The organism is Streptomyces sp. NBC_01320, assembly GCF_035974375.1.
GTDB classification, from domain to species: Bacteria; Actinomycetota; Actinomycetes; order Streptomycetales; family Streptomycetaceae; genus Streptomyces; species Streptomyces yanii.
Map to the genome: position 1 here is coordinate 10,493,508 of NZ_CP108390.1, position 11,866 is coordinate 10,505,373.

Below are 11,866 nucleotides of genomic sequence, written 5' to 3' on the forward strand. Positions count from 1 at the left end.
ACACGGTGTCGAGGTGATGTCTGAGTCGTCCTTGCCTGGTGGCTTTATCAATCATGTGGTGCGTGTCGGCGCCACGGTGCGCCGGCCCGCGTCGGCCAGTACGGGGTTCGTTGGCGACCTGCTGAAGATGTTTGAGGCCAGCGGCTGGCCCGGTGCACCGCGCTACTGCGGCATCGACGAGGAGGGCCGGGAGGTTCTCACCTACCTCGATGGGCATGTGGCCTGGGAACCGCAGCAGCCGCCGGCCGTGTACTCCGACGAGAGTCTGCTGCGGGTCACGCAGCTGGTGCGGGAGTTCCACGACCTGACGGCAGGCACGGCACTGGCCGGATCACATGAGGTCGTATGTCATAACGACCTCTCGCCCAAGAACACGGTCTATCGACCTGTCAGCGGTGCCTTGCGCCCGGTGGCCTTTATCGACTGGGATCTGGCAGCCCCAGGCGCGCGCATCCATGATGTCGCCCACGTTTGTTGGCAGTACCTCGGACTCGGGCCGAGCGTCGAAGACGCCTCCGAAGCTGCGCGACGGTTGCGGTTGATCGCTGACAGTTATGAGCTCGTGGACCGGCGTGATCTCGTCTCTGCGATCTTGTGGTGGCAGGACAGGTGCTGGCGCGGTATTGAGACTGCTGCGGACTCTGGAGACTTCGCGATGATCCGTCTCCGTGACGCTGGGGCAGTGACAGAGGTGCAGGAGGCGTATCAGTGGGTCTCCGATCACCGGGTCAACATGGATCGCGCATTGCGCTGACCCACTGGGTGCCGGTCATCTCACGACAAGAGCTGGCTGTGGATGAATAGGGGAAGGATCTCCCACAGCGGTCGCCCGCCCCGGGCCCACTGCTCCAGCACCCGCCGGTCGACCAGGTGCAGGCGCTGCTGCCGGGCGAAGTCGCGGGCAGGCCCGGAGATCCTCCCGTTGGTCACCATTACGACGACGTCGCCGCCGTGCACCGGCCGGCCGGTGCCGTTGAGCGTCTGCAGCTCCGGAGTCCCGACAGCCGAACCGTCCAGCCCCTTCCTGCGGTGCTTGCACTGGATCACCCACAGCCGGCCGAGCGGATCGTGCCCCTTTACGTCGGCGCCGAGGTCGCCCCGGCCGCCGCAGCGCAGCGCGTCGCGAGAGCCGTCCCGGGCCAGCAGGTCACGTACGGCGATCTCGAAGGCGCTGTGGTGCATGGCGTCCAGCTGGCCGAGCGAGTAGGTCAGGCCCTCGACCCGCAGCTGCGCGGACCGCATCTGGTCAACCTGCCGGTAGATCCAGCCCGCGAGGGCGAGAAGCGCCAGCAGGCCGAGCACGACCAGGACCCACCAGTGCGCCCACACCCACTGTCCGACCTTGACCAGCACCAAGCCGGCGACCACGAGCCCGCCCAGCGCGAAGAGCAGATCTTCGTCGCTCTTGCGCCGCCGCCTACGCGGGCTCACCGGAAGACCCCCGCCGCCACGGCGCACAGCGTCCCGGGCACATCCCGGCCGGTGTAATCGGCGCCTTCGTATCCCCTGTTCCCGAGCACAGTCCCCCCTCGTCTGCAGCTCCCTGCCGCCTTCATGACAGCACCCGATACCGACAGTCGGCCCGCCGTCGGGATCACCCGTCCGGAAATCGCTGTCCGCAGCCCAACGGGTGTGCCCAGTAGAGGAGTTGGCCGCATCGGATTGTCAGTGCCGGTCGCTACCGTCAAATGTTGCGCCGAGGAACACCCGGCCCCGCCTGGGGGCATTGCCCCCTTTCACCGCCGAGGACCGCCCGTGCCCTAAGTACGCCCCCACTACCGCCGCGACGGCACCTACGTCAAAGGCCACAACCGCCGCACCCGGCCGCGCACCGCACAGCCCCGTACGGCACCCCGACGCGCCATCCCGCGGCCCCGCCCGGTCCCCGCCGGACCGACGACCTACGTACGCTCCCACTACCGCTCCGACGGCACCCGCGTGCGCGGGCACCACCGGTCCATCAGCCCGCGCACCATCGCCGTGGTCGCGGGCACCGGGGGCGGAGGTCTGCTGCTGTTCCTGTTACTACTGGCCCTGGCCAGCGGACCGGGAGCCAGCAGCAAGGCACCGGCCGGCACCACTCCGTCGCATGCGGCATCAGTCCCGGCCACCGACCACCCGTAGTGCTCACCCCGCACGCCGAGGGCCCGTCAGATCTGACGGGCCCTCGCGCAGCAAGCGGACACAGCAGGGCCCCGGGCGGCCGATGACGCCCGGGGCCCTGTGCTGTCTGCAGGTCAGCCCGCGCGTTCGTAGCGGACGATGGCCATCTACTGGCTGCGGTCCCACCGGATCGGGTACGACACCGTCGGCGTCGGCCGCGGCGCGGGCTTGTCCCAACCGGGGAAGTGCACCGGATACACCCCGGTCTGCTGCGGTCGGGGTAACCGCTCGCCCGACCCAGCGCCGCCGGCCGACCCGCCGCTGCTGCCGAAGCCGACGACCGCCAGGGCGATCACCGCGAAGATGGTCAGCTCCCGCCGGGCCCCCGGGTGCCACCGCGAGTGCGCCCGCACCTTCGTGCCGCCCGCCCGCAGCGCGACCGGTGCCACGATGGGCGCATGAGCACGGCAGGCCGTAACACCGTCTCGGGACGCGCTACGACTCCCTTGAACGGCTCTGGAGCCCGCCGATGCCGTTCCCCTTCCAGCGCCTCTGCGGCCCGGAAGACCGCGCCATCCCACGCAACTACGTCTATACCTGGCTCAACTACGCACTCGCGGCGAGCGGGCTGACCGGCCCCGGCAACGAGCCCCTGCGCTACACCCCGCACGACTTCCGGAGGATCTTCGTCACCGACGCTCTGAGCTCCGGCCTTCCCGCGCATATCGCCGCCCGCATCTGCGGCCACCAGACCGTCGATACCACGCTCGGATACGCTGCGATCTATCCCGAGGACGTCATCAACCACCACCGGGCCTTCTTCGCCCGCCGCAGGTCGCTGCGGCCCAGCAGCGAGTGCCGCGAGCCGACCGCGCAGGAGTGGCAGGACTTCCTGGCCCACTTCGAGCTGCGGAAGGTTGCCCTGGGCGTCTGTGCCCGTGACTTCGGCACCCCGTGCGTCCACGAGCACGCCTGCATCCGTTGCCCTGTCCTGCGGCCCGACCCCGAGCAGCTGCCCCGGTTGGAGGAGATGCGCGCGAACCTTCTCGTCCGGCTTCAGGAAGCCAAGGAACAGGGCTGGCTCGGCGAGGTCGCCGCGATCGAGGCCAGCATCGCCGCCGCAGAGCAGAAGCTCGCCGCCATGCGCGACCTCGCGGCCCGGCACCCTGCCGTCCACCTCGGCATGCCCGATTTCCCTGGCGTCGTCGCGCGGATCGACACCGAGCAGCGAAACGAGGATGCGAAGCAGCAGCCCTGAGGACTACAACGAGGGCATGACCGTCTTCCTCTGTTCCAAGTGCGGCACCGCGATCACGCCGGAGCTGGCCGAACTTGCCGCCATCCCTGACGTCTCCGTCGGCGAGCGCGACCGGGATAAGGAGACACGACGGGCACCTTCCACCGTTCCGCGGGGCTGCTACGCGATCGATCCCGAGCCCTGGGGACCTCCCTACGTCGCGCAGGAGGATCAGAAGAACCCAAAGTCGGCTCAGCCGCGGGGACCTCAGATCTGCCGCGAAGAAGGCTTCGTCATTTCAGCGGGCAGCCGACAGACAGTGTTGGTGCACCCCGACGATGCCGCCGGCCTTCAGCCACTGCCCAACTGGGAGAACAGCACTGGGTGCTGCGGACCGACCGGCGACGAGGGACTCAACCGAGCCTGCCCCTGCGGTGCTCCGGTCGCGACGCTCGCGGCCGACTGCTTCGGGCCCTACGAACTGCACCTCGACCCCGTCCGGACCTACGCGTTCTCCCAGTAAGACCGCGAAGCACACGGTGCCGACGCGATCGACACGCCCGACGGAACGCGCCCACCCAACTTCTTCACGACTACTTTCCGTCGTGAACGTCGGCTCGCAGGCGGACCTGTCCCTGAGTTGGACTAGTTCGGATAAGACCAGCTCGGCGCACTGGGACTGATGCTCAACATCGTCGTCCTGTGGAACACGGTCTAGTTCCAGAAGATCATCGAAGAGATGCGAGCCGAAGCCATCCACGTCCGTGACGAGGACCTCGCCCGGCTCTCGCCGCTGAAGTTCGCCCACATCAACTTCCACGGCCGCTACAACTTCGCCCTGCCAGGCGAGGGCCAGGGCGGACAGCTCCGCTCCACCACCAAGCCCGAAACGGCCTCCACCACGATCTAGACAGGGCCTCCGGCCGGCTCGCCCTTGCCGGCGCGCTGGGCGAGCCGGTAGCGAACCTTCTCGTGCGACAGCCCCACCTGGCCACCGATCTGCCGCAGCCCCCAGCCCTCCGCCTTCGCCGCAGACATCCCCGCATCCAGGGCCGTATCCGTCACCTCGTCCAGCGCGGCCCGCAGCTGGACGAGCAGCCGCAGCCGGATCGGCGGAGCCAGCTCATCCAGACCAGCGCAGAACCGCGCCACATCCGCCTTCAGGAAACCGATCGTCGGGTCGTCGCTCACCCTGGCAGCCTCACTCACCGACCGTCAAAAGTTTTGACAGCTACGACGGTTCTCTGTTCCGTTCCTACTGGGGCCCCCGCTACCACCAGTTCGAGGACGCGGAGTGGGGCCGGAAGTTCCGCACGTTCCTGCACGGGCGGGCATGGACGCACGCCGAGGGGCCGGTGCGAGGCCGGATACGGAGTCGTCCCCGGCAGCCTCAGGGCGGTTAAATGCTCAGGTGGTGAACTGGGCACAGATGTACGACTGCTACGGGGACATCGATCGCGTCCCCGAGCTCCTGGCGCGGGTCGAGCGCGAGGACGATGCAGAGGCATGGGATGAGCTGGGTTACCGGCTGATCCTCGAATGCGACTTGGTGTTCCCCGCCAGTTTTGCCGCACTGCCGCGTCTGGTGCGTCTAGGGTCGCGGAGCGCGCCGGCGCGCGAGCTGGCTGGGGCGATCGTCCGGTGCGCGGCAGGGGGGCACGGTTGCGACGATCTGCTGGCGGGTTGTGTCGAAGCGATTGCGGAGTTCCGTGAGCTGCTGGATCGGCGCCTGCGGTCACGGCCGGACGACTACCTCGCGACCTTCCGCGACTTGATTGCAGTCGAAGGGCACTACCACTGGAGTGCGGTACTGGGGGACTTCTCGGACGACTTTTACCAGGTCGCCTGCCCTCACTGCGCTGAGGAGGTGACGATCGCCATCGGCGACTACGGAAGCTATTCAGCGATCCGGGACTGGAACCTGGGCGACGTGGACCGACGCGACCTGAGGCCGGCGTCCCCCGAGGAGCTCTCCGGCCCCGGTCGTTGGATGCACGAGACCGCCGTACGTGATGGGGAAGTTGTGCTCGCCGACGGAATCACCCATCTCTTCGGCCAGGCGGAATGCCCACGCTGTGCCAGCGTCTTCAACATCGCGGACGAGTACGCGTCTTCCAATCGCCCTCTCATGTGAGCGGTGTACCGGAAGCGAGCGGCTCTGTCTCAGGTGCAGAGCCACAGCCGGATCGAGACGACCGCGACGGTGCCATGGAATACGTAGGCAGATCACTAAACAGCTGGGCCTGCGCTCGTCACTCACGGTGATATCGAGCAGCGGCAGTCACGCAATACGCGACACCTCAACATGCGGGCCTACCAGTCCCGAGGCCGGTACCCCAGGGTCACCACTCCGGCGGCGACGGGCAGGGCGACGACCAGCTCCCCGCTGCGCGCCGCGGTGTCCAGCTCGACGGCGAGCAGGGCCGTCAGCCGGGTCTGCGCCGGAGACATGGCGCCGCCCAGGTACCGGTCGAGCTGGCGGGACAGCGCGGACAGGGTGGCCGCCTCCGGCGCGGGCTGCAATGGGATCTCCCCGCCACCCAGGCGCAGCGCGGGCAGGCCCAGTGCCTCGCGCAGCAGGTCGATGCACTTGCGGCGGATCTCGTTGGTCGCTTCTGAGGTGGGAGGGAAGCCCCCGGCGATCCTCCGGTGCCGCGTAGCGTCGGAGGGTATCGAGGAGGAGGTCACCGTGACCGCACAGCCCGACCACCACGACGGACCCGCGTTCGCCCCGCCCCGTGGTCATCTGTCGACGCCGCATCCCTCGGCTCGTGGACTGCTCCAAGCGGATGTGTCGGCCCGTCGAGTGCTACATCGAGGTGGGCAGGTGCGGGGAGCGGAGCACGAGCAGGGTGATCTCGCTGGGGGCGAAGACGCGGAACGGCGGGCCCCAGAAGCCGGTGCCGCGGCTGGTGTAGAGGAGGGTGCGGGGGCCGTGGTGGCTGAGGCCGGCGAGGGCGGGCTGGTCGATGCGGACCAGGTGGTGGAAGGGCCAGATCTGGCCGCCGTGGGTGTGGCCGGAGAGCTGGAGGTCGATGCCGTCGGCTGCCGCCCGGTCGATGAACTTGGGCTGGTGTGCCAGGAGCAGGACGGGTAGGTCGGGGTCGGCGCCGTTCAAGGCTCCGGCGAGGTGGGCGCGGTGGCCTGCGAGGCCGGAGGACTCGGCGGTGACGTCATCCACGCCGGCGACCACGAGGGTGTCGCCTCCGCGTTCGAGCAGCAGATGGCGGTTGCGCAGCGGCTCCCAGCCCAGCTCGTCCATCAGGTCGACCCAGCCCTGAGCCTCGCTGTAGTACTCGTGGTTGCCGGTGACGTATACACGGGCCCGGGTGGCCCGCACGGTTCCGAGTGGGGCGGCCTGGGCGCGGCGGCGCTCGGCCGTGCCGTCCGCGATGTCACCGGTGTGGCAGACCAGGTCGGCTTCCAGGGTGTTCACCGTCTTGCAAACCTGTGCCGACCAGCGAGTGCGATCGAGGGGACCGTAGTGGGTGTCCGTGATGAGGACGACGCGGATGCCGTCCAACCCGGCACCCAGCCGTGGGAGTTGCACGTCGAGTCGGCGCACGCGTGGCACGCGGCGGGCTTCGGCGTATCCCCAGGCGAGTAGTGCGGCGGTTATGCCGAGGACGGCCCAAGTGACAATTCGAGCCCGGTCCTGACTCTCGTCGACGCCGGCCACGGTCAGGACGAGCCGCAATGGGACGCCGAGCAGAATGGACCAGGTGAACAGAACCCAACTGGTGCCCAGCAGGGTGTCACCGACGATCGCCGCCCGGTCCTGCTGGCGCCGGCCGTGGCCGCGCACCATCGCGAGCGGCATACCGACGAGGCCGAGGGCGAACAGGGCGGTGCCGGCGAGCGTGACGGGCAGCGGCCAGTGCTGGCCGCTGTGCAGGAGCACCCAGCAGGGCACGGCCCACAGCAGGACGGGGGCGATCAGGGGGATGTAGCGCATCAGGCGGTGCAGTCGGCTCTGCCGCGGCGCTTGCGCTTCACTGCCGGCGGGTCGGGTGTCGCTGGTGTCGGTCACGCTTCCCCTCACAAACCAGGCTGCCGTCCCGCGCACTGTATCCGGTCGCCCTCGGGCCGGCCGGACCGGCGTTCATGGGCGCGGTCCCTTGGGGCGAAGGGTTCTCTGCGGGATGGCAAGACTCCGCCGCAGACACCTCCTTTGGCATGAGCGAGCAATCGACAATACCTGTGGATCAGAGGTTGCTCAGCTTCGGGATGATCTGAGCTGGATGAGTCCGTCGACCGCTGAAAGCTCGCCGTTGAGGGGCTCGGCGGCAGCCGGTGAGGTGACGAGGAGAAGTACCGACACGTCGGGGTACTCGTCCTCGTAGAGATCGTCTTCGCCGTGGTCTCCGGGAATGGCGTTCGGCTGGACCTGGATGCGGGTCGTGTCGGCGAGGGCAGCGAGGAAGTAGACGCCGAGGTAGTCACTCTCGCGTTCGGCGAAGGCCGCTGCGAGTCGGTCGGCGAGCAGGACGGCCAACTCCCCGGCCGTGTAGGTGTTCGTGCCATAGATGTCGAAGACGGTCATCGTGGCATTCTCCTCAGGCCGCGGTGGTCTCGGTGCGTTCGACCAGCTGGCCACCCTCGAAACGGGCGCCCGCGCGGACGAGAGGCACCAGGTGGGCGCCGGTGATCGCCCGCCAGTGGCCCTGGGCGGACTCGACGAGCTTGAACATCATCGCCAGGGCCGCAGCCGGGCTGCCGGCCCCGCGGGTGACCTTCGTGCGGAGCTCGACCGTGGAGAACGTCGACTCGATGGGATTCGTGGTCCGCAGGTGGATCCAGTGCTCGGCCGGGAAGTCGTAGAACGAAGTCTTCGCGAACGCTTCGATCGCCTTCTCGGCGTGCGTGCGGTCCTCGGCGTTGTAGATCTCCTGCATCGCCTTCGTCGCGCCCACCTGCGCGGACTTCGGCAGCGAGTTCGTGACATTCCGGGCTTTGTGAACCCAGCGCCTTTGATGCCGTGCGGCAGGGAAGACCTCGGCCATTGCCCGCCACAGGCCCATCGCGCCGTCGCCGACCACCAGCTCCGGGTCGCGCATGCCACGGCGGCGGCAGTCACGCAGCAGGTCGGCCCACGACTCGGTGGACTCACGCAGCCCCTCCGAGAGCGCGATCAGCTCCTTCGTGCCGTCCAGACGGACGGAGAGCAGAACCAGGACGCACGAGTGCGCCTGCCCGAGCCGCACCTTCGGGTGCACACCGTCGGCCCACACGTAGACGTAGTCGCGGTCCGACAGGTCACGCTGCTGGAACGCCGCGTGGTCGTCCTGCCACTGCCTGGTCAGCCGGGTCACGGTCGCCGGCGACAGCCCGGCTGTGCCGCCGAGGAAGTGTTCCAGTGCCGGGACGAAGTCCCCGGGCGCCGCCTGAGCGAGATCATCGGTCCGGACCGCACCACTGTGGAAGGACTGCGATGACCCCCCACATCGAGGCATTCCTGTCCCGGGCCCGGCTCACCGCCACCCCCTACGCCCAGCAGGACATCGACGCCGCCGAGGCACGCATCCTCGCCCGGCTCGAAAATCCCCCCACACCGACGCCGGTCCTGGCGTCCGCGGCTCAGCCGGTGATCCCGGAGACCCCGGAACACGAAGCCGCACAGAGCCTGCAGACCCTGTGCGGGACCGTCGTGGCCCGCACCGGTCTGCAGACCCTGGACGACTTCATCACCCCGCACCTTCCCGAACCGCCCGGCGCGCGGGTGCTGGGCTGCATCCTGCAGCTCGCCGAATCCGAGAACGCCCGCTTCTGGTGGCAATACGCCGCAGGAGCCGGAGATCCCGCCTCCTCCTACTGCCTCTACCTCCACCACCTGGCCCTGGGAGAACAGGGCGAAGCGCGCTGGTGGCACGACCAGACCGAACTCGTCCAGGACGCACTGCCCGCCACCGACACCACCGACAACACGGCCACCACACCCGCCCAGGACGTCCCCTCCGCCGTCACCGCCGCGCTCAAGCAAGTGACCACGACCGACGCGAGCCTGCTGCCCACCGCCCTGCGCATCCTCGGCGCCCTCAGAACCGAGCCCGCCCCCAGGCCCGCCGCCGTCGGAGCCGTCATCGACTGCGTCCCCGCCGCCGTCGGCTGCGTCGACGGACTCGACCTCCCCCTCACCGACCCCGACTTCACCGACTACATCCGCACCCTCACCGCCGACACCAAGCCCGCCCCCACCACCCGCCCCGCACCCACCCACCTGGAACGCCGCCCCAAGGCCGGGCCCGGCATCTCCGCAGCGCGCCGGCACGCCCTGCGCGAAACCTGGTCCCGCCGGTGAACAGCCATGGCCCGTCCAGGCCTTCCCTTGCCCGGTTGAAGGCTGAATGGACGGGGTCACCGCATCCGCACCACCGTGAGCGTTCCGTGCCGGCTCGATCCCGCCAGAATTTCCACCGTCAGGTCGGTCTGGATCCGGGTGTACGTCTCCCCTTCCGCCCGTCGCTCACCCATCACCTCCGCGCCCGCCAAGGGCGGCATCGATGTTTTTATGGCTCTCCTGTCGGATCCGTGGGTCGCTGACCAGGGCTGATACGCAGAACACGCCGTACCCGGGGTACGTTTCGACTGCTTAAGGAACGAAACGGAAGAACCTGGATACGGCGTGCGAAGTACAAGGATATGGACTCGGCTGCTCGATGTCGAAAAGACGGTGATCGAGCAGGTCGAGGCCGAAGAGGAAGGCTCCGGCGAGGATGCCGACGGCAGTGTGGTGATCGTTGTCCATGCCCGTCCGGTCAAGGGGCGGCGGCAGAGGTGCGGGATCTGTGGGCGCAGGGCGGCGAAGTACGACGCCGGTGAGGGGCGGCGTCGCTGGCGGGCCCTGGACATCGGCGTGCTCACGGCTTTCATCGAGGCCGACGCGCCCCGGGTGTCGTGTCCGGTGCACGGGGTGACGGTGGCTGGGGTGCCCTGGGCCCGGCACGGCGCCGGTCACACCCTGGCTTTCGACGCGCAGGTCGCCTGGCTGGCGACCTGCTGTTCCAAGACGGCCGTCACGCAGCTGATGCGGATTGGGTGGCGCACGGTCGGCTCCATCGTTGCCCGGGTCTGGGCGGATGCCGAGGCGCAGACCGACCGGCTGGCCGGGCTCCGTCGGATCGGGATCGACGAGATCAGTTACAAGAAGCGCCACAAGTACCTCACCGTCGTCGTCGACCACGATTCCGGGCGTCTGCTGTGGGCCGAACCCGGCCGGGACAAGGCCACCTTGAACAAGTTCTTCGACCTGCTGGGACCCGAACGCTCCGCGAAGATCACGCACGTTTCGGCCGATGCGGCGGACTGGGTCGCCGGCCCGGTCTCCGCGCACTGCCCGAACGCGGTGCGGGTGATGGACCCCTTCCACACGGTGAAGTGGAGGGTGTTCACTCCTATGTGTAAGTGATGGTCTTGCTGGGTGCTGGTCGGGCCCGTCCTGACCTGGAGTTTGTGACACACAGTGAGTGACTTGATGAACGAGATCAGCCCGCAGGCCGCGCCCATGGACAGCCGTGAGGAGGCCGCCCGACGCCTGGCGGGGGCACTGTCGCCTGCGGCGATCGACCGGATGCTGGCGGACGCGGAGGAGGCCGGGGTCGGCATCGACGGGGCCGGCGGGCTGCTGCAGCAGATGATGAAGGCGGTCCTGGAGCGGGCTCTGCAGGTCGAGATGGCCGACCACCTGGGCTACGAGGCCGGCGACCCGGCCGGTCGGGGCAGCGGGAACTCCCGCAACGGCAGCTTCCCCAAGACACTCACCACGACGGCGGGGCCGGTCACGGTGGACGTGCCCAGGGACCGCAAGGCCGCCTTCGAGCCGGTCATCGTGCCCAAGGGGCGACGGCGCCTGGCCCAGGTCGACGACATGATCCTGTCCCTCTACGCCCGCGGCATGACCACCCGCGACATCACCGCGCATCTGAAGGAGGTCTACGGCTCCGAGGTCTCCCCGGCCCTGGTCTCCAAGATCACTGATGTGGTGGCCGATGAGATAACTGCCTGGCAGAACAGGCCAGTTGACGAGGTCTATCCCATCCTCTATATCGACGCACTCAGCGTGAAGGTCCGCGACGGCGGCATGGTCACCAACAAGTCCGCCCACCTGGTCATCGGCGTCGACGTCGACGGCATCAAGAACGTCCTGGGCATCTGGATCCAGGACACCGAAGGCTCGAAGTTCTGGCTGAACGTGCTCAGCCAGCTGAAGAACCGCGGCCTGCGCGATGCGCTGATCGTGTGCTGCGACGGCCTGACCGGCCTGCCCGAGGCCATCAACACCGTCTGGGACAAAGCCCTGGTCCAGACCTGTGTGACCCACCTGATCCGGGCGTCGATGAAGTACGTCTCCTACAGCGACCGCAAGAAGGTCGCCGCCGCCCTCAAACCCATCTACACGGCCGCGACCGAGTCCGAGGCGCTGTCCGCCCTGGACGAGCTGAGGGCGAACTACGGCAAGAACTACCCTGGTTTGATTGCCAGTTGGGAGCGGGCCTGGGAGGATTTCAGGCTCTCCTGCCGCATGAGTGG

14 protein-coding genes and 3 pseudogenes are annotated in these 11,866 nt (G+C 68.6%); 10 read left to right on the plus strand and 7 right to left on the minus strand.

The genetic code is table 11. The features are described 5' to 3' along the window. The first annotated feature begins 16 nt into the window (after positions 1–16). The gene (locus tag OG395_RS47800; protein WP_327248516.1) at positions 17–754 is read left to right on the plus strand and encodes a phosphotransferase; all 738 of its coding nucleotides are present in this window, start codon (positions 17–19) and stop codon (positions 752–754) included. 20 nt (positions 755–774) lie between these two features. Here the strand turns inward: OG395_RS47800 and OG395_RS47805 are convergent, their stop codons facing one another. Continuing rightward, entirely contained in the window at positions 775–1,431 is a 657-nt protein-coding gene (locus OG395_RS47805; RefSeq protein ID WP_327248517.1) for a restriction endonuclease, read from the minus strand. Between the two features lie 507 nt (positions 1,432–1,938). Here OG395_RS47805 and OG395_RS47810 point away from each other — a divergent pair. The 5 genes from OG395_RS47810 (at position 1,939) to OG395_RS47830 (ending at position 4,250) form a co-directional block, all read left to right on the plus strand. Beyond that, positions 1,939–2,124, plus strand: a complete 186-nt coding sequence (locus OG395_RS47810) for a hypothetical protein (RefSeq protein WP_327248518.1) — start codon at positions 1,939–1,941, stop codon at positions 2,122–2,124. Between the two features lie 138 nt (positions 2,125–2,262). Next, entirely contained in the window at positions 2,263–2,565 is a 303-nt protein-coding gene (locus tag OG395_RS47815; protein ID WP_327248519.1) for a hypothetical protein, read from the plus strand. Between the two features lie 67 nt (positions 2,566–2,632). Then, positions 2,633–3,361 carry a site-specific integrase gene (locus tag OG395_RS47820; RefSeq protein WP_327248520.1) on the plus strand — a complete coding sequence of 243 codons (729 nt, stop codon included), beginning with the start codon at positions 2,633–2,635 and terminating at the stop codon, positions 3,359–3,361. Then, positions 3,342–3,863 (plus strand): hypothetical protein, encoded by a 522-nt coding sequence (locus tag OG395_RS47825; RefSeq protein WP_327248521.1) that lies wholly within the window; start codon positions 3,342–3,344, stop codon positions 3,861–3,863. The genes OG395_RS47820 and OG395_RS47825 overlap by 20 nt, the downstream gene beginning before the upstream one ends. 207 nt (positions 3,864–4,070) lie before the next feature. Next, positions 4,071–4,250, plus strand: coding sequence for a Tn3 family transposase (locus tag OG395_RS47830; RefSeq protein ID WP_327249690.1), 180 nt, complete (start codon positions 4,071–4,073; stop codon positions 4,248–4,250). Here the strand turns inward: OG395_RS47830 and OG395_RS47835 are convergent. After that, positions 4,247–4,531, minus strand: coding sequence for a hypothetical protein (locus tag OG395_RS47835; protein WP_327248522.1), 285 nt, complete (start codon positions 4,529–4,531; stop codon positions 4,247–4,249). The two genes, OG395_RS47830 and OG395_RS47835, sit on opposite strands and share 4 nt — an antisense overlap. Positions 4,532–4,754: 223 nt before the next feature. Between OG395_RS47835 and OG395_RS47840 the strand changes: the two genes are divergently transcribed. Continuing rightward, complete coding sequence (locus tag OG395_RS47840) at positions 4,755–5,474, plus strand: hypothetical protein (RefSeq protein ID WP_327248523.1); 720 nt, start codon at positions 4,755–4,757, stop codon at positions 5,472–5,474. Between the two features lie 179 nt (positions 5,475–5,653). Here the strand turns inward: OG395_RS47840 and OG395_RS47845 are convergent, their stop codons facing one another. The 4 genes and pseudogenes from OG395_RS47845 to OG395_RS47860 all read right to left on the minus strand — a co-directional run. After that, positions 5,654–6,028, minus strand: coding sequence for a hypothetical protein (locus tag OG395_RS47845; RefSeq protein ID WP_327248524.1), 375 nt, complete (start codon positions 6,026–6,028; stop codon positions 5,654–5,656). A 121-nt stretch (positions 6,029–6,149) separates the two neighbouring features. Next, positions 6,150–7,370 carry a metallophosphoesterase gene (locus OG395_RS47850; RefSeq protein ID WP_327248525.1) on the minus strand — a complete coding sequence of 407 codons (1,221 nt, stop codon included), beginning with the start codon at positions 7,368–7,370 and terminating at the stop codon, positions 6,150–6,152. 186 nt (positions 7,371–7,556) lie between these two features. Next, positions 7,557–7,883: a hypothetical protein gene (locus OG395_RS47855; RefSeq protein ID WP_327248526.1), complete on the minus strand. Its 327-nt coding sequence runs from the start codon at positions 7,881–7,883 to the stop codon at positions 7,557–7,559. Between the two features lie 13 nt (positions 7,884–7,896). Beyond that, positions 7,897–8,712 (minus strand): annotated as a pseudogene (locus OG395_RS47860) (IS256 family transposase); the annotation flags it as partial. A gap of 59 nt (positions 8,713–8,771) precedes the next feature. Between OG395_RS47860 and OG395_RS47865 the strand changes: the two are divergent. After that, on the plus strand, positions 8,772–9,638 hold the full coding sequence (locus OG395_RS47865) for a hypothetical protein (protein WP_327248527.1): 867 nt from the start codon (positions 8,772–8,774) through the stop codon (positions 9,636–9,638). Between the two features lie 56 nt (positions 9,639–9,694). On the opposite strand, the gene OG395_RS47870 is transcribed toward OG395_RS47865, so the two are convergent. Then, on the minus strand, positions 9,695–9,838 hold the full coding sequence (locus OG395_RS47870) for a hypothetical protein (protein ID WP_327248528.1): 144 nt from the start codon (positions 9,836–9,838) through the stop codon (positions 9,695–9,697). Positions 9,839–9,962: 124 nt separating this feature from the next. On the opposite strand from OG395_RS47870, the pseudogene OG395_RS47875 reads away from it, so the two are divergent. Further along, positions 9,963–10,718: pseudogene (locus tag OG395_RS47875) on the plus strand (transposase); the annotation flags it as partial. Between the two features lie 153 nt (positions 10,719–10,871). Continuing rightward, positions 10,872–11,843: pseudogene (locus OG395_RS47880) on the plus strand (IS256 family transposase); the annotation flags it as partial. Between the last annotated feature and the right edge of the window lie 23 nt (positions 11,844–11,866).

Coding starts and splice junctions, on each gene's coding strand:
- OG395_RS47800 (WP_327248516.1), top strand. CDS start 17: ATGTCTGAGTCGTCCTTGCCTGGTGGCTTTATCAATCATGTGGTGCGT.
- OG395_RS47815 (WP_327248519.1), top strand. CDS start 2,263: ATGGCCATCTACTGGCTGCGGTCCCACCGGATCGGGTACGACACCGTC.
- OG395_RS47820 (WP_327248520.1), top strand. CDS start 2,633: ATGCCGTTCCCCTTCCAGCGCCTCTGCGGCCCGGAAGACCGCGCCATC.
- OG395_RS47825 (WP_327248521.1), top strand. CDS start 3,342: ATGCGAAGCAGCAGCCCTGAGGACTACAACGAGGGCATGACCGTCTTC.
- OG395_RS47855 (WP_327248526.1), bottom strand. CDS start 7,883: ATGACCGTCTTCGACATCTATGGCACGAACACCTACACGGCCGGGGAG.
- OG395_RS47865 (WP_327248527.1), top strand. CDS start 8,772: ATGACCCCCCACATCGAGGCATTCCTGTCCCGGGCCCGGCTCACCGCC.
- OG395_RS47870 (WP_327248528.1), bottom strand. CDS start 9,838: ATGCCGCCCTTGGCGGGCGCGGAGGTGATGGGTGAGCGACGGGCGGAA.